The sequence below is a fragment of the Citricoccus sp. NPDC055426 genome, assembly GCF_040677445.1.
Lineage (GTDB): Bacteria > Actinomycetota > Actinomycetes > Actinomycetales > Micrococcaceae > Citricoccus.
The window spans coordinates 47,580-63,583 of sequence record NZ_JBFARZ010000011.1 but is presented as its reverse complement, the minus strand read 5'-3'; the positions used below and the strand labels follow the sequence as shown (position 1 = coordinate 63,583).

Genomic DNA, 16,004 nt, shown 5'->3' with positions numbered 1-16,004 from the left:
GTCTACAGGGATGCTGCGGGGACATGGATGTACGGGGAAGGTGCAGGTGCCGTCAGGGCAGACGGGTGGTCCGGTTAAGCTGCAGGCGGGACGAATCCGGCCAGCGGGTCGATCTCGCAGGCGCTGACGGGTGGCCTGGCGGGGGCGCCCATGCCGATGCTCACCGGCACGGGACGGGACTTGGCCCGAGGTCGGGGCGGAGAGGTCCGGTGTGAGCGATCGACACTGGGCCGGGGCTTGTTGTGGTCCTCCTCGCGTTCTTGGAGCAGTTCCTCGCCCAGGCCGCGCACGCACTCCGGGTCGGGCCCGTCCAGGGGCAGGCCGGTGAAGAACTTCGCCGCCATGCACCCGCCACGGCAGGTGTCGAGGAACTGGCACCCGGAGCAGGCTCCGCCGGTCTGGGGTTCACGCAGCTCGGTGAACAGCTCGGCCCCGCGCCAGACACTGGCGAAGCCGCCGTCGGTCACCGTATTGCCGGCCTTGAACTCGTCGTGGATGGCAAAGGGGCAGGCGTAGACGTCACCGACCGGGTCGATCAGGCACACCACCCTCCCGGCGCCACACAGGTTCAGCCCCGGCAGGGACTCTCCGTAGGCGGAGAGATGGAAGAAGGAATCCCCGGTCAACACGCCCTCACCGTGGGCCACCAGCCAGTCGTAGAGCTCCCGCTGCTGCTCCGGACGCGGGTGGATGTCATCCCACACGTCCACGGCGCGGCCGGAGGGACGCAGGCGGGTGATGCGCAGCGTGGCCCCGTACCGGTCCGCCAGTGCCTTGAACTCATCCAGCTGGGGGATATTGTGACGGGTCATGACCACTGAGATCTTGAAGCCCTCCACCCCGGCATCGCGCAGGTTTTCCATGGCCCGCACGGCCAGATCGAAGGAGCCCTTGCCCCGCAGGGCGTCGTTGACCTCCGCAGTGGCCCCGTCCAGGGAGATCTGCACGTCGATGTACCCGTTGTCCGCGATCCGCTGGGCCGCCGCAGCATCGATGCGCACGCCGTTGGTGGAGAACTTCACCCCCACGTCATGACTGGTGGCGTACTCGACGATCTCCCAGAAGTCGGACCGGACGGTCGGTTCACCGCCGCCGATGTTCACGTAGAAGACCTGCATCCGCTGCAGTTCGTCGATGATCTCCTTGCACTGCTCGGTGCTCAGCTCGTTCGGGTCCCGTCGGCCGGAGGCCGAGAGGCAGTGCGAACAGCTCAGGTTGCAGGCATACGTCAACTCCCAGGTCAGGCAGATCGGGGAATCCAGTCCACGCTCGAAGTGGTCGATGAGGCTCGGACGGCGCTCAGGGGCAAGGGTCACAGGGTACTCCAGGGGTTTCAGTCAGGGTCAGCGGTAGGTCAGCGGTTCTCGGCAGCCGGCAGCAGCATGTCCGTCTCGGCCAGCCGCTGCAGTGCGGACACATAGCCGGGGCGGGCACCCTCCTCGACACCGAGCGCCTCGAAGGTGGCGTCCACACTCGGGAAGTCGGCCAGTGCGGTGACCAGTTCCACGAGCCGGGTGTCCTTGAGGAAGCTCAGCCGCCGGGTGCCGAAGTGATACAGCAACGCCCCGAAGGGCTCGGGCCGTACCGCGACGCGGGGATTCAACAGCCAGGCGGCCCCGGGATCAAGGGCGAGCCCCGACCCCGGGGCAACGGCTGGGGACGTGGTGGTCGTCACGGTCAGTAGACCCCGCACATGCCGTCGATGGAGACATCCTCGACCAGGTCGTCGGCTGTGACCTCGGCTGAGTTGGAATGGGCAGTGGACTGGTCCATGGTTCCTCCTGGGAAACTGGCAATGGAGACTGTGAGGTGAATCACTCACTATCAAGGACCATAAATGACACCCTGTGCCAATGCAATGGATTCTGGGCAACGGGGTGGAGAATCTGGGAAGACCGGCAGCCGGCGTCCTCGGAGCGGCACAAAGGCTTCCACCGGGCGAAAGACGACACGACAGGAGGGGCAGTGACAGGGTTGGATGCGACTCCCGTTCCGGACCGACCGTTGGGCCGGCCCCGTGCCACCACCCATGACGAGCTGGAGGCCGTCGGCATGGACCTGTTCCGTCGGATGGGGTACGAGAATGTCTCGGTACAGCAGATATCGGACGCCGCGGGAGTCTCCCGCCGAACCTTCTTCCGCTACTTCCCCACCAAGTCGGATCTGCCCTGGGGTGATTTCGGCCTGGAGGTCGACAGACTCCGTGTCACCCTTTCCGCCGTTCCGGACCACGTCCCCCTGATGGCGGCCTTGCGTCGCGCGGTGGTTGAGTTCAACCGGGTCCCCGCGGAGGCAGTGGACCAACACCGGGCCCGATTGGGGCTCATTCTGACGGAGCCGGAACTCATCGCGCGGTCGCTGCTCAAGTTCCAGCTCTGGCGTGAGGTGATCGCCGAGTTCGCCGCCCGGCGACTGGGTATGCCGACCTCGGCGTTCCTCCCCGAGCTGGTCGGTGAGATCGCCCTCTCGGCGGCCGTGGCGGCCTACCGCCAGTGGATCCCGGCCCCCACGTCCGACCTGCCGACGCTGATCGACACGGCCTTCGCGGCGATTCTGGACCTCGACGGCCTCGAACACGGTACCGCCGCCGTGCTCGCGCAGCGGCTCGCGCGGCCGGACGGAGATCCAGCATGAGACTCGCCGACGCCACCTGGCCCGAGGTCAACCCGGAGACCTTCGGCGGCCGGGCCCCCATCCTCGTGGTCCCGGTAGGCGCCCTCGAACAGCACGGGCCCCACCTCCCGCTGGACACCGATGCCTTCATCGCCACGGCCGTCGCCACGGAGGTGGCCGCGGCCCGGGACGGCGCGGCCCTCGCCCCGTCCCTGCCCCTCGGCGCGAGCGGCGAGCATGCGGGCTTCCCCGGGACCCTGTCCATCGGGGTCCAGGCTCTGCATGACGTCCTCGTCGAACTCGTCCGCAGCTCCACCCCGACCTTCGCGGCGGTGATGGTGGTCAACGGACACGGAGGCAATCTGGACGCCCTGCAGTCCGCGGCGGCACTGTGCGCGGCGGAGGGTCGCATGCTGCTCCCCCACGCACTCGGCCTGCCCGGCATGGACGCCCACGCCGGGCGGACCGAGACCTCACTGATGTTGCATCTGGCACCGGCACGCGTCCACCAGGACCTGGCCGCCCCGGGGAACACTGCGCCCCTCCGGGAACTGCTGCCCGAGATGCGCGTCCACGGAGTCCGGGGCGTGAGCGAGAACGGCGTGTTGGGTGATCCGAGCGGCGCCACGGCCGAGGAAGGTGCCGCGCTCTTCGCAGCGCTGGTCGAGAAGGCGCTGGCGGCCTTTGACCGGCTCGCGGACTGACGCCTGGCCCCACGTCCACCCCCGCCCTCCCCCACCCTCCCCTGTCCCATGGCACCGTCCATCAGGCGTTGACTGATGTGAGACGCGTCACTTCTACTGGTCTCCGTCCACCGGCTGCACCCCGGGATGACGGGTCCCGGCGGGGCAGCCTCATCCATCTGGAGGGGAAAACCCATGGGAAAGCGGAGAACACTCGGATCAATGGCGTGTGCGCTGGCGTTGGTCGGCACTGCATTGGTGACCGGCCCGACGGCGGCCACGGCGGACAAGACGGCAGACAGCGCGGCTGCCGTCGATGCACGGACACTGGAGAAGTCGCTGGCGGCGGCGCCGGCACAGGGACTGCAGACACCCTTCGAGGCCAGCAACGGCGCGAACTGGACCACGGTCGAGCAGGCGCAGTCGTTCCTGGAAGACCTGGACGCCTCCAGTGAACGCGTCGCCCTCCACGAGGTGGGTGCCTCCGGTGAGGGCCGGCCGATCAACCTCATGACCATCGGCTCCCCGTCGCAGCAGTCCCCGGAGGACATCGCGGATGGCTCCATGGTCCTGTTCAACTGCTCCATCCACGGCGACGAGCCCTCGGGGCGTGAGGGCTGCCTCCAACTGGCGCGGGACATGAGCACCACCACGGACCCCGCATGGAACCGGTTGCTGAAGAGGACCACGGTGGGGTTCCTCTACACGAACCCGGACGGCTGGGTGGCGGACACCCGGGGCAATGCCGAGGGCACGGACATCAACCGGGACTTCCTGGCCCTGGAGACCACCGAGGCGCAGGCCCTGGCGGAGGTGCTCCGCGACTGGAAACCCGATGTCCTCAACGACCTGCACGAATACGGTCCGCGGGAGTACTACGACACCGCAGCGCTGGTGCTGTGGCCGCGGAACAGGAACGTGGACGAGACCATCCACCGCTTGTCCCAGCGGATGGTCAACAACTACACGGAACCGCAGATCGAGTCCCAGGGCATGACCAGCGGGATCTACGGCCTCCTGGTCAAGGACGGCGTGCCGTTCCAGCAGGTGGCCGGTGACGGCCAGGCCCGGATCCTGCGCAACTATGCCGGCCTCAAGCACGTCACCGGCCAATTGACCGAGGCGGCCTCGGGCCCGGTCACCGCGGAGGAGGAGAACGATCCGCTGCTGACCAACCGCCGCCGGGTCTCGGTGCAGTACTCCTCCGCCGTGGGTTCGCTGGCCATGGTCTCGGAGAACCGCAACCGGCTGGCGCGGCAGTCTGAGGCGGCGGCGGAGCGGGCCACCGAGGCCGGTGCCGCCCAGTCCGGCGTGGTGTACTTCGACGGTCAGGACAACATGGTCCCGACCACGTCCGAGGGGGCCGAGCCGGACCCCATGTGCGGCTACCAGCTCACGGACGCCCAGGTGCAGGCGGTGGGCTCCACGCTGGAACTGCAGGACGTGGCCTGGACTGAGAATGCCGGTGGGGCGTTCGTCTCCATGGCCCAGCCGAGCAAGCCGTTGATCCCGCTGCTGCTGGACGCCCGTTCGGAATACGGGCTGACGGAGGCGACGCCGCTGGACGAGTGCTGACCGAGGGCAGCTGACCGAAAGCACCCACGCCGCGGGCGGGGCCGGGGCCTACCCCCGGGCCCGCCCGCGGTATCGCGGAGCCAGGACGCCGAGGCATCGGGAGCGCACCGCGGCACCGATCACACCGGTCCCGTAGGCTGCGTCCGCGCCGAGCCGCAGCGCGAGGTGACGTACCGGGTCCAGGGGAGCGCCGCCGTCGCTCCTCCGGGGAGTGGCGCCCCACAGGGACCGCCAGTGGTGCCGGGCGGCGCGCGCGGTGTCCGGCACGGTGGGCAGCAGCCCGAGCACGACGGCGGCGCGCGCCACCGAGCGCACCCGCGGCACCGGTGCGGTGGCCAGGACCAGGGCCGCGGCACCGAGGGGCCACCACTCCCGGCGCAGCGCGTGGCCGACCGCGGTGACCTCGGAACGCAGGCCCAGCACCGCGATCTCCACGCCCGCGGACACCGGCAGCCCCCGGCCCCGGAGGCGTCGCACCGACGCGCCGATCTGCACGGCGGCCCCGGCGGCTGCCAGCCCGGCACCCGCGGCCCGGAATCCTGCACCGCCTGCTGCCGCCACCGCCGCTCCGGCGAGCAGGGTGAGACCGGGCCAGCCCAGCGTCGCCGGCGCCAGACGTCCCGGGTGCCGCCGCTCCAGGGGGACGGCCGAGGAACCGTAGGCGGCGTGCCGCCGGGCCCAGGCGGGCAGACCGGAGCGGACCTCGTGGTGCACCTCCGCCGCCGGCAGATAGCGGATCGACCACCCGGCGTCCACCAGCCGCCACACCAGGTCCACGTCCTCGCCGACCCGCAGCCCGGGCTCGAAGGGTGGATCCGGCAGGGCGGCGCGGCGGACCAGCAGGGCGGCGGTGGGGACGTAGCCGATCTGCCCGCCCGGGGCCACGCGGCGGGCGTGGGGTCCGAGGTCGAGCCCGCCCCGGCGGGCCTCGAAGCGTTCCAGGACGCTGCCGGGCCCCGGTCCGGTGACCGTGCCGCGCACCCGGGGTGCCACGGCGGCCACCAAGGGGTCGTCGAAGTGCGGCACCAGCAGGTCCAACCACGTCCGGGTGGGCACGGTGTCGGCATCCAGGAATGCCACCAGTCCGGCGGTGGTGGCGGCCAGCCCGGCGTTGCGCGCGCCGCCGGGGCCGAGGTTCTGGGGCAACACCACCAGGCGGACTCCGTGGGCGGCGCAGACACGGGCGATCTCGCGCGCCTCGGGCGCGGCGGAACCGTCGTCCACCACCGTGACGCGGGGCGCACCGCCCGGGTCCGCACCGCCCGGGTCCGCGGTGCCGAGGGCCGTCAGGAACCGGGCCAGTGGCTCGGCGGACCCGTGGACCGGCACCACCACCTCGACCTCCCCCGGTCGCGGGGCGCGGGGCGGCAGCACCGGCAGCGCCAGCCCGCGGTCCACCAGCAGGCGGGCGGTGGCCCGTTCCACCTCGTCAGCGGGGACCACCGGCCCCGCCCCCGGGCGCAGCACACGGTGCGCCCAAGACCGGGCCGGGGCCGAGAGCCGCGCCAGCCCCCACGGGGAGCCGCCGAACAGCAGTTCACCGGAACGGCGCGTGTAGGAGCCCTGCGTCCGCAGGAGGGGGGCTGAGGTCATGATGCGTTCATCGTAGCCAGCAGCTCGCCGACCGCCCGGACCATCTCGGCGTTCTCGAGATATCCGACCACGGCGTGGGGTTCATCGCCCGTGTCCACCCTGACGTCCCGGATCTGGCCGTCCACTGCCTGGGCCAGGTAGGGGCCCAGGGGGTTCAGGATGGCGACCATGTCCCGCACGTCGTAGCCGTTCCGCCAGGACCCGGGCCGGGCGGGGACCGCGGCCGGGACCGGTGCCGGGGACACGCCCTGGTGGCCCAGCAGGTGCTTCTGCACCGCCGGCAGGCCCAGCGGGCTGCCGGTCGTCACCAGCAGGGAGACCGGTCGGTTGGGGTCCATCCGCGTGAGCAGGTCGTAGGCCACCACACTTCCCAGGCTGTGGCCGAGCACCACCAGCGGCTCGCCGGGGTCAACCTCGGCCAGCGCCCCCTCTACGATCCCCAGCACCGTGTCACGTACGTCGGCACAGCCCAGGTAGTAGGCCACGTCGGTGAAGTGGCTCTCGACCACGCTCGCCGAGACCCCGGCCTGTCGCGCCAGATACTGCAGGGCGTCCCGTAGCCACGGGATCCGCAGCAGCTCGTCCAGTTTCCACCACGGACGCCCGACGCCGGCCGGGACACCGCGCGCCATCGGCTCATGGTCCGGAGGGGTCGGCTCATGGTCCGGAGGGGTCGGCTCGCGGCCGGCGGAGGGCGGGTGCGCTGACAGGTGGGCCACGACGTCGTCGATCAGGTGCGCCTTGACCTCGCAGACCGCCTGGAGGTCGTCCGGCATCGGCTGGCCCGTGCTCCACTGCGCCAGGTCGGGCCCGGGGCCGTGGCCCTCGCGTGCGTCCACGGCGTCCCGGAAGGCGTTGCCGTAGTAGGGGAACAGCACCCGGGTGTCCTCCGGCACCGGGTCCAGCCCGGCACCCGCCAGCCCGGTGTTCAGCGCCTGCAGCCACCGTGCACGGATGTCCGCGGCGAAGGCGGGCACACGGTCGGGAGGGAAGTCCCGCGGGGTGTGCTGTCCGCGGCCGTGGATGAGCAGCAGCGTGGTCATGGCCCTCCTCGTGACGGAACCGTCGGCGTCGGCCTGGACGTCTCCGGCCCGGTGCGTGAGTCGAGGATACGCCGTGCCCCGCCCAGCCAGACGGGTTCACGCCGGTCCACCACGCTGGCCATCGCCAGGCGGGCCAGGCGGAGTGCCGGGAGGTGCTCCCGCAGGCACCGTTGCAGGCGCGCCTCGGCCACCGCGGTATCCGGAAGGGAGCGCCACCTGCGTGACCGATCCGGGTAACCGGGCGGAGGGGGTGGCTCAGGTGGATCGGCCGCAGCGGGCGGACTCGTGGATCCAGCGGTGACCGGCAGCAGCGGCACCGCGTCCCGTGGGTAACGATGGCCGGTGGGTGTGGTGACCGTCAGCCCGCCCGGATCGGCCGCATGGCTCCAGCCGGGTCGCTCCTTGGTGAAATTGCAGGCGGCGCACAAGCCCGAACCATTGTCGAAGCTGGTCGGCCCGCCGACTCGGTGGGCCAGGACATGGTCCGCATGCCGGATGGGTGCCTTGCACCAGGGGGTGCGGCAGACATCGTCCCGCAGCAGGATCATCCGGCGCAACAGCGGTGGGAAGACCCGGTTCAACGAGTCCATCGACACGAGCTGCCCGTCCTCCGGTCGGGTGTAGAGCCGCCGGAGGAACACCTCCGCCTCGGGATCGCTGAGCAGTCGCCGCGCCGTCTCGGCGGGCAGCGGACCCTGCCCCGGGATCCAGGCCGGGTCAGGGTCGGAACCCATCAGGGCGCCGTCCGTCATCACCAGGTGGACCTCCACCGGAACGGCAGCCGCCGAGACCTGCCCGGTCACCCGTTCCACCAGGAGGTCGGCGGTGATCTGGTCATGTGTCCGGGACTGCTCGTCCCCCACCCCCACGGCCGTGGCGGCATCACGTTTCAGCGAGGCCAGCGCGGCCACGGCCTGGTGCAGGGGCAACAGCGCCGACAGGTAGGCCATCCCGCCCGGGGCCGGCCGGACGGAGACGCGGCGTTCGCGGACCGATCGTTCCAGGTAGCGCGCCGCCTCCTCCTGGTCGAGGCGCTGCGCGTGGGCCTTGGCCTCGGCAGCCAACCGCCGGGTGCCCACCCTCCCCAGGCGCGCGGACATCAGGGCATCGATCTCACGGCGCAACCCGGCTGACACCCACGCCGTCTCGCGGACCATCACCGTGGCCTGGTACTCCGAGATGGTGCCCGCGGACAGGGCGCGCATGGTGTGCGGCATCTCCTGGCACAGGGCCCGGGCCAGGCCGAGGTGGCGACCACCCTGGTGGGCCGGGTCTCGGCGGGCGAGGGCGATCTCGGCGCCCAGGCCCTGACACCTCTTCTCCGCCGGCAACGCCTCAGCGGTCTCCCGGTCACGGCGTAGGCGGTCCAGCGCCATCGACTCGCGGGCCTGAGCGGCGGCACAGGCACCCTTGATCTCCTCGAGCACACGGATCCGGTCGATCGCCGCGTCCTCCGCCACAGCCGGATCCAGGGCCCCCAGGGAGTCCCGAAGCGCCCGCAGCCCCTCGACGGCCGGGTGAAGGGTGGTTGCCTGATCCATGACCCCACACTAGGAACCCCCACGGACACGATAAGGATTCACCATAAGGATTCCCTGCCGGAACCCGTGGGGAGATCCTCAGGAGCCGGCGCTGACCAGCCCCGACTCGTAGGCGGTCACCACGATCTGCGTCCGGTCCCGCAGGCCGAGTTTGGCCAGGATCCGGGACACGTGGGTCTTGATGGTCTGCTCGGACAGGAACAGCTCGGCCGCGAGCTCCGCGTTGGACCGGCCGGTGGCCACGAGCCGCATCACGTCCAGCTCCCGCTCGGTCAGGGCCCCCAGCACGCGGGTGTCCGGCGTCCGCGCGGCGGGCCGGGACACATAGTCGGCGATGAGCTTCTGGGTGATGGACGGGGCCAGCAGCGCCTCTCCCCCGGCGACCACCCGTACGGCGCCGGCCAGGTCCTCGGCGGTCGCGTCCTTGAGCAGGAATCCACTGGCCCCGGCCTGCAGGGCCGCGAAGACGTATTCGTCGGCATCGAAGGTGGTCAGCATGATCACCCGCGGATGCTGGTCTCCGGGCATCGCGAAGACGGCCCGGGTGGCGTCCAGGCCGTTGACCCTGGGCATGCGGATGTCCATCAGCACCACGTCCGGGCGGGTCGTCCGCACGAGGTCCACCACCTCGGAGCCGTCGGCCGCGCTCCCGACCACGCTCATGTCCTCCTGCGCGTCCAGCAGCGCGCCGAACCCCTGGCGCACCATGGCCTGGTCGTCCACGATCAGGATGCGGATGGGGTGGGCGGCGGAGAAGCCGGCCGTGGATACCGTCGAGGGGTTGCTCACCCGGCCAGCCTATCGCCGTCCCCCGGCAAGCCCCCGCAGGTCCCCCGCAGGTATCCAACAGCCTCCACCACGTTCACCCGCCCGGGTGACGACCTCGCGAGGACACCACCGTAGCTTCGACATCATGAAACGCACCCTCACCCGCCTCGGCCGCGACTACGCCTATGTATTGCCCGGATTCTTCATCTCCCTCTTCGCCTTCATCCTGCTCGTCCCCCTCTTCACGCTCGGGCTGGGCACCGCCGTCATCTGGATCGGTGTCTGGCTCCTGCCAATCGTCCTGCTGGTCGCGGCCGGCTTCGCCGAGCTCTCCCGCAGCCGGGTCCGCCTCTGGGGCGGGCGCCTGGAACAACCCGTGTACCGCGAGCGCGGACCAGGAGTCAACGGTGCCCTGAGGTACCTCACCGATCCGCGCCGATGGCTGGACCTGCTGTTCGAGACGCTGATCGCCTTCCCGATGCGCACCGTCGCCTTCGTCCTCTCCGTCACCTGGACTGCCGTGGCCCTCGGCGGCCTCACCTACGTCCTCTGGGGCCACTACATCCCGCGGGATGAGAACGACTTCCCGCTGGTGGGCGGCATGCTGGAGGCCCTGACCGGCGGGGGCATCGCCGACTCCCTCGCCACCAGCTACCTCGTGGAGTCCCTCGTCTACCTCGCCCTCGGGGTCCTCTTCACCCTCACCCTCCCGCTGGTCATGCGCGGGCTCGCCCTGCTGGACGCCAGCACGACGGCGGCCGCGCTGGGTGCCGCTCCCGCGTCCGGTCCCACGGTGGCCGGCTGGGGACCCACGTCCTCCGCTTCCAGCCCCACGCCCACGCCCGAGACCACCCGGGTAGCGTGAGCGCCATGCACGCCACTCCGCGCGAGACCAGCTTCTCCTCCACCGGCTGGCTGTACCTGATCACGGGCTTCGGCGCCGTGGCCCAGCTGGCCATCGGCTGGCCGATCCTGGCCGCCGTCCACGGCGTGCACGTGGTGCTGGCCATGGTCATCGCGATGCTCCTCGCCGCCTCCTTGCCCGTCAGCATCTCCCGCCCACGGCTCGGCATCCTGTTGGGGGCGGCCGGTGCCCTGCTCTCCGCCGGGTCCGTGAGCCTCGGCGTCGACCTTCCCTGGCCCTGGCCCGTCACGACCCTGATCTGGTACGTGCTCCTCGTGCTGCTCATCGCCGCCACCTCCGGCTGGCGCCTCGGCTGCGCCGCCGTGCTGACCGGGGCCGTCATCTCCGTGGTGTCGATCGTCGCCGCCCTCGGTCAGGGGTACCTCCTGGCCTCCGAGCTGGGGCCGTCGCTGGGCAACGCTTTCCTCTGCCTCGCCCTCACGGGCGCCGCCCTGGCCATCGGCACGGCGCTGCGGCAGCTGGGCAGCAGCCGGCGGCAGCTCGTGCAGGAACGGCAGCTCACCGCCGAGGAGGAGACCAAGCGGCGCGAGCTGCAGCAGCGCAACCGGATCGCCCAGGAACTGCATGACGTGGTGGCCCACTCCCTGTCCGTCATCTCCGTCCAGGCCACCACGGCCCCGTACCGGCTGCCGGGGATGGACGAGTCCACCAGCGGCGAGTTCGCCTCGATCGCCGGATCCTCCCGGCGGGCCCTGACGGAGATGCGCGGGCTGCTGGCGGTGCTGCGCGGGGACGACGCCGCGGACACCGCACCCCAGCCGACCATCGCGGACATCCCGGACCTCGTGGCCAACACCCGGTCCTCCGGGGCCACCGTGGACCTCGAGATCGATCCCGAGCTGCTTCCCCTCGGCGGCATGACCCCCACTCCGGGTGGGCCGAGCGCGGCCGGTGACTGGTCCGCCGTCGTGCCCCCGGCCACCGGGCTCACCGCCTACCGGCTGGTCCAGGAGGCGGTGAGCAACGCCCTGCGACACGCCCCCGGCGCGCCGATCCGGGTGCAGGTCACGGTGGGCGACCTGATCGGGGTCCGGGTGGTGAACGGCCCGTCCACCCGCACGCTGGCGGTCCCCGCCCCGGGAGCCGGGCTCGGGCTGAAGGGGATCCGCGAGCGCGTCACCGCCCTCGGGGGCACCGTCACGGCAGGCCCGACGCCGGACGGGGGCTTCACCGTGAAGGCCCGGCTGCCGCTGTGAGCGGCTGCGCCGCGAGGAGTCGGGCGGTCCATGCATAGGCTGGACCCATGGAACCGACCGCCGCGCCCGCTGCTCACCCTTCCGGTCCGCTGCTGTGAACCGGTTGTCCCGGGCGGTGCTCGGCCTCTTCGCCGCACCGCGGCTCAACCTGCGTGAGGACTATCCGAAGGTCCGGCGGATGCAGCAGGCTTTCTCCTCCCTGGTGGGGCCGCGGTACCGCTCCGCGTACCGGGAGACCGTGGCCGCCACGGACCACGGGGACATCCCCGTGCGGGTCTTCCAGCCGAGGCAGAGGCGGCGGCAGGACGTCCTGCTGTTCTTCCACGGCGGCGGCTGGGTCACGGGGGACATCGAGAGCTACACGCCGGCGTGTGCCACGATGGCCGAGCTCACGGGCTGCGTGGTGGCGTCCGTGGACTACCGGCTGGCCCCTGAGTACCCCTTCCCGGCCGGCCTGCAGGACTGTTTCGATGTGACCCGGCGCCTGTTGCAGGATCCGCGCCGTGCGGGCGTCCAGGAGGCCGGGCAGATCGTCCTGGTGGGCGACTCGGCCGGCGGGAACCTGGCCGCCGCCGTCTCGCTGATGCTGCGGGAGCGCGGCCTGCCCGTGGCCGGCCGGCAGATCCTGCTGTATCCGGTGACGCATTGGGACCACGACCCGCACACCTCCCCCTTCGCCTCGGTCCGCCACCACGGTGAGGACTACCGGCTCACCAACTCCGAGGTCCAGGACTACTTCGAGCTGTACGTCCCCGAGGCCCGGGAGCGCCGGAACCCGCTGGTGGCCCCGCTGATGGCCCCGGACCTGACCGGCCAGCCGGCGAGCCTGGTGATCACCGCGGAGCTGGACCTGCTGTGTGACGAGGGCGAGGAGTACGGCCGTCTCCTGCGGGCGGCCGGCAACGAGGTGCGCATCCACCGGGTGGATTCGGCGCTGCACGGCTTCATCGCCCTGCCCCGGTTCTCCCGTTCTCTGCGTGAGGCCTACGAGGTCATCAACGCGTTCCTCGACGATTTCCCCGACGAGGTCCCGGCATGACCGGGCGGACCTGGGTGCGGCTGGACAACGCCTCCAACATCTTCCTGGCGGCCCGGACCGACGCGGACCCCAAGGTCTTCCGGCTCAGCGCCGAGACGGACCACGAGGTGGACCCCGTCCTGTTGCAGCGGGCCCTGGACGACACCTACGAGCAGTACCCGTTGTATCACGCGGTGCTGCGCCGTGGCGTGTTCTGGTACTACCTGCAGGACAGCGACCTGCGCCCCCACGTCACCGGCGAAGAACTGCACACCTGTGCGCCGATCTACCGGGCGGATCGGCGCAACCTGCTGTTCCGCGTGACGCACCACCTGAGGCGGATCAACCTGGAGGTGTTCCATGCCCTCTCCGACGGCACCGGCGCGCTGTGGTTCCTCGCGGACCTGGTGACCGCCTATCACCGTCTGCGGTATCCGGACCAGCCCCACGGGCCCGACCCCATGGCTGCTGCCGCCCCCGAGCCCGCCCGCGGGTTGACGGATGACAGCTTCGCACAGTACTTCCGCCGCGATGCCGCCCCGGCCGCCCTCAGCCTGCCGGGCGTGGAGACGGACACCGCGCCGGGGCCCGCAGCGCACGCCCGACGGCACCGGGCCGCCGGCGGCCGACGCCGTCCACCGGTGTACCGGATCCACGGCACCCGCACCCCGGACCACCGCACGCGGGACGTCGAACTCACCCTGTCCGCCCGGCAGGTGCTGGAGGTGGCCCGCGCCGAGCAGGTCTCGGTGACGATGTACCTGACGGCGTTGTTCTTCGAGTCCATCCGCCGGTCCTCGGGCGGCCTCGGCCGGCACCAGACGCTCGCGGTGTCCGTGCCGGTGAACCTGCGCCAGTTCTTCCCCTCCACGTCCGCACGCAATTTCTTCGCGACCGTGCGGGTGGAGCACACCTATGGCCAGGTGGGCGGGGACGGCCGGGGCGGGGACCCGGACAGCATCGGTGCCGTGGCCCGGGCGCTCCAGGCCCAGTTCCGCCCGAAGGCCACCCCCGAGGCCCTCGAGACGAAGCTGCGGCAGTTCATCCGGTTCGAGCGGATGCCCGTGCTGCGGGTGCTGCCCCGGCCCCTCAAGGACCTGATGCTGGGCCTGGTGAACCGCATCAACAATCGCGGCCTGACCGTCGCGATCTCCAATATGGGCCGCGTCTCCCTGCCCGCACCGGCCGAGGACCATGTCGGCAGGATGTTCCTGCACGTCTCGGCGGCCCGCCCCCAGTTCTGCGTGGTCTCCCACGCCGGGCTGCTCACCGTCAGCTTCTCCTCGCCGTTCACCGAGACCGGGCACATCCGGGAGTTCGCCCGGGAGCTCACCGGCCACGGGGTCCAGGTGAGCGTCGCCTCGGCGCGTGTCACCGAGGAGGAGCTCGCCGAGGTGTCCCCGTGAGACGGTGCGCCGAGTGTGACGTGACGATCGAGGGCGTGTGGGGACGCTGCCCCCTGTGCTCGTCCCCCGTCAGCGCCCCTCCACCGGATCATGGCGGGGACGAAGAGCCGCCCAGCCCCCTGGCCTCGATTCCCCTCGTGTTCTCCCGGCGGCGCGTGCTCAGGGCCCTGTTCCTCGTCTCGATCGTCCTGATCCTGGCCTCGTTCACGGCCCAGTTGCTGTTCGGGCAGGACGTGGACGGCTTGGGGGTGCTGCGCTCCGTGTGGCTGGGGGTGAGCGCCATGTGGCTGGTGGTGCTGATGGCGGTGCGCCAGCGGCGCAACATCGCCAAGAGCACGGCCTACCTCGTGGTGCTGGTGGGGCTGGTCTGCGTGTACTGGGACTACCTCGCCGGCTGGCCCGGCTGGTCCCTGACCTATGTGGTCCCCATCCTGTGTGCCTCCTCGATCGTGGGTCTGCTGATCACGGTCCGGGTGATGCGCATCGAGGAGGGCGAGCACGTGGTCTACAGCTGGTTGACGGTGCTGCTGGGCCTGACGCCGCTGGGTTTCCTGCTCCTCGGCTGGGTCACCCACCCGGTGCCCTCCGCGATCTGCGGCGGTCTCAGCCTCCTCGCCCTGGCCCTGCTCCAGATGGCCCGCGGCGCGGCCGTCCGCCACGAGCTCGCCAAGCGCCTGCACGTGTAGTCAGCCACCGCACCAGGGCCACCATCACCACCAGTTCCACCAGGGTCTGGGTCACCACCACGAGCGGGGCCAGCCCGAACCCGGCCGGCAGGGCGAGCACCAGGGGCAGCACCACGAGCGAGTTCCGGGTCACCCCGCTGAAGACCACCGCCCGCCGGTCCTGCGCCGTCAGCCCCGCCACGCGCCCGGCCGCCGCCCCGAGGACGACCATCACCGCGGCGAACCCCACGAGCACCGGCACCACGGTGACCAGGCCGCCCAGGTGCGCGCCGACGTCGTGCATCTGGGAGGCCACCACCACCGCGAGGGTGGCCATCATCAGGGGCACCATGCCCGCCGCACCGCCCTGCTGCAGCACCCGGCCCGCCCGCCACCGGGCGGCGGCCAGCTGTGTCAGCCAGGCGGCCAGCCCCGGCAGGGCGATGAGCACCACGAAAGCCCGCACGAAGGGGCCCAGCTCGACCACGCGGGCGAACTGCTCCCCCACCATCAGGCGCAGGTACACCGGCAGCAGCAGCAGCTGCAGGAGCATCAGCAGCGGGGTGGCCGCCAGCAGCCGGTCCGCCGCACCACCGGCCAGGCGGGTGAAGACGATCACGTAGTCCACGCAGGGGGTCAGCAGCACGAACAGCACCCCGACCTCGAGCACCCGGTCCTGTGCCACGAAGCGGGAGAGTCCGAACGCCACCACCGGAACCAGCACGAAGTTGACCAGCAGGACCGTGACCAGGAATCTCGGCTCCCGGAGCGCGCCGCCCAGCTGACGGAAGGGGACGGCCAGGAACGTGGCATAGAGCAGCAGCCCGAGCACGGGAGTGACGGCCAGGCCGGCGGGTGCGGCCACCGCGGGCACCCCAAGCCCGACGCCGGCCCCGGCCAGCAGCGCGGCCAGGTACAGCGGCACCTGGTGCCGTTCCATCCATTGCACGTCCCCCAGTCTGGCAGGGCTCCGGATGC

At 71.4% G+C, this 16,004-nt stretch carries 16 protein-coding genes; 8 read left to right on the top strand and 8 right to left on the bottom strand.

The features are described 5' to 3' along the window. Positions 1-74 precede the first annotated feature (74 nt). Genes mftC through mftA form a run of 3 tightly spaced genes read right to left on the bottom strand, consistent with a single transcriptional unit; the run spans position 75 to position 1,773 of the window. The gene (mftC, locus tag AB0K08_RS14165; RefSeq protein WP_363355526.1) at positions 75-1,316 is read right to left on the bottom strand and encodes a mycofactocin radical SAM maturase; all 1,242 of its coding nucleotides are present in this window, start codon (positions 1,314-1,316) and stop codon (positions 75-77) included. A 38-nt stretch (positions 1,317-1,354) separates the two neighbouring features. Then, positions 1,355-1,675 (bottom strand): mycofactocin biosynthesis chaperone MftB, encoded by a 321-nt coding sequence (gene mftB / locus AB0K08_RS14160; protein WP_363355524.1) that lies wholly within the window; start codon positions 1,673-1,675, stop codon positions 1,355-1,357. Positions 1,676-1,677: 2 nt separating this feature from the next. After that, on the bottom strand, positions 1,678-1,773 hold the full coding sequence (mftA, locus tag AB0K08_RS14155) for a mycofactocin precursor MftA (protein WP_363355522.1): 96 nt from the start codon (positions 1,771-1,773) through the stop codon (positions 1,678-1,680). On the opposite strand from mftA, the gene mftR reads away from it, so the two are divergent. The 3 genes from mftR to AB0K08_RS14140 all read left to right on the top strand — a co-directional run bounded on the left by mftR (position 1,753) and on the right by AB0K08_RS14140 (position 4,871). Continuing rightward, entirely contained in the window at positions 1,753-2,634 is an 882-nt protein-coding gene (gene mftR, locus AB0K08_RS14150; protein ID WP_363355520.1) for a mycofactocin system transcriptional regulator, read from the top strand. The two genes, mftA and mftR, sit on opposite strands and share 21 nt — an antisense overlap. Beyond that, the gene (gene mftE, locus AB0K08_RS14145) at positions 2,631-3,317 is read left to right on the top strand and encodes a mycofactocin biosynthesis peptidyl-dipeptidase MftE (protein ID WP_363355518.1); all 687 of its coding nucleotides are present in this window, start codon (positions 2,631-2,633) and stop codon (positions 3,315-3,317) included. The genes mftR and mftE overlap by 4 nt, the downstream gene beginning before the upstream one ends. 201 nt (positions 3,318-3,518) lie before the next feature. After that, a complete protein-coding gene (locus AB0K08_RS14140) occupies positions 3,519-4,871 on the top strand; it encodes a M14 family zinc carboxypeptidase (RefSeq protein ID WP_363355516.1) in 1,353 nt (450 codons plus the stop codon). A gap of 48 nt (positions 4,872-4,919) precedes the next feature. Here the strand turns inward: AB0K08_RS14140 and mftF are convergent, their stop codons facing one another. From mftF to AB0K08_RS14120, 4 genes are all read right to left on the bottom strand, one after another. Then, entirely contained in the window at positions 4,920-6,464 is a 1,545-nt protein-coding gene (gene mftF / locus AB0K08_RS14135; protein ID WP_363355514.1) for a mycofactocin biosynthesis glycosyltransferase MftF, read from the bottom strand. Beyond that, entirely contained in the window at positions 6,461-7,507 is a 1,047-nt protein-coding gene (locus AB0K08_RS14130) for a hypothetical protein (RefSeq protein ID WP_363355512.1), read from the bottom strand. The genes mftF and AB0K08_RS14130 overlap by 4 nt, the downstream gene beginning before the upstream one ends. Beyond that, entirely contained in the window at positions 7,504-9,048 is a 1,545-nt protein-coding gene (locus tag AB0K08_RS14125; protein WP_363355510.1) for a DUF222 domain-containing protein, read from the bottom strand. Before AB0K08_RS14125 ends, AB0K08_RS14130 begins: the two co-directional genes overlap by 4 nt. Before the next feature lie 78 nt (positions 9,049-9,126). After that, on the bottom strand, positions 9,127-9,837 hold the full coding sequence (locus AB0K08_RS14120) for a response regulator transcription factor (protein ID WP_363355508.1): 711 nt from the start codon (positions 9,835-9,837) through the stop codon (positions 9,127-9,129). Positions 9,838-9,961: 124 nt separating this feature from the next. Here AB0K08_RS14120 and AB0K08_RS14115 point away from each other — a divergent pair, with 124 nt between their 5' ends. The 5 genes from AB0K08_RS14115 (at position 9,962) to AB0K08_RS14095 (ending at position 15,047) form a co-directional block, all read left to right on the top strand. Beyond that, entirely contained in the window at positions 9,962-10,681 is a 720-nt protein-coding gene (locus AB0K08_RS14115) for a sensor domain-containing protein (RefSeq protein ID WP_363355506.1), read from the top strand. 5 nt (positions 10,682-10,686) lie between these two features. After that, positions 10,687-11,937 carry a histidine kinase gene (locus tag AB0K08_RS14110; RefSeq protein ID WP_363355622.1) on the top strand — a complete coding sequence of 417 codons (1,251 nt, stop codon included), beginning with the start codon at positions 10,687-10,689 and terminating at the stop codon, positions 11,935-11,937. 94 nt (positions 11,938-12,031) lie between these two features. Beyond that, the gene (locus AB0K08_RS14105; protein ID WP_363355504.1) at positions 12,032-12,976 is read left to right on the top strand and encodes an alpha/beta hydrolase; all 945 of its coding nucleotides are present in this window, start codon (positions 12,032-12,034) and stop codon (positions 12,974-12,976) included. After that, complete coding sequence (locus tag AB0K08_RS14100) at positions 12,973-14,361, top strand: alcohol acetyltransferase (protein WP_363355502.1); 1,389 nt, start codon at positions 12,973-12,975, stop codon at positions 14,359-14,361. Before AB0K08_RS14105 ends, AB0K08_RS14100 begins: the two co-directional genes overlap by 4 nt. Then, complete coding sequence (locus AB0K08_RS14095) at positions 14,358-15,047, top strand: DUF6320 domain-containing protein (RefSeq protein ID WP_363355500.1); 690 nt, start codon at positions 14,358-14,360, stop codon at positions 15,045-15,047. Before AB0K08_RS14100 ends, AB0K08_RS14095 begins: the two co-directional genes overlap by 4 nt. Here the strand turns inward: AB0K08_RS14095 and AB0K08_RS14090 are convergent. Next, positions 14,965-15,966, bottom strand: a complete 1,002-nt coding sequence (locus tag AB0K08_RS14090; protein WP_363355620.1) for a bile acid:sodium symporter — start codon at positions 15,964-15,966, stop codon at positions 14,965-14,967. The two genes, AB0K08_RS14095 and AB0K08_RS14090, sit on opposite strands and share 83 nt — an antisense overlap. Positions 15,967-16,004 lie beyond the last annotated feature (38 nt).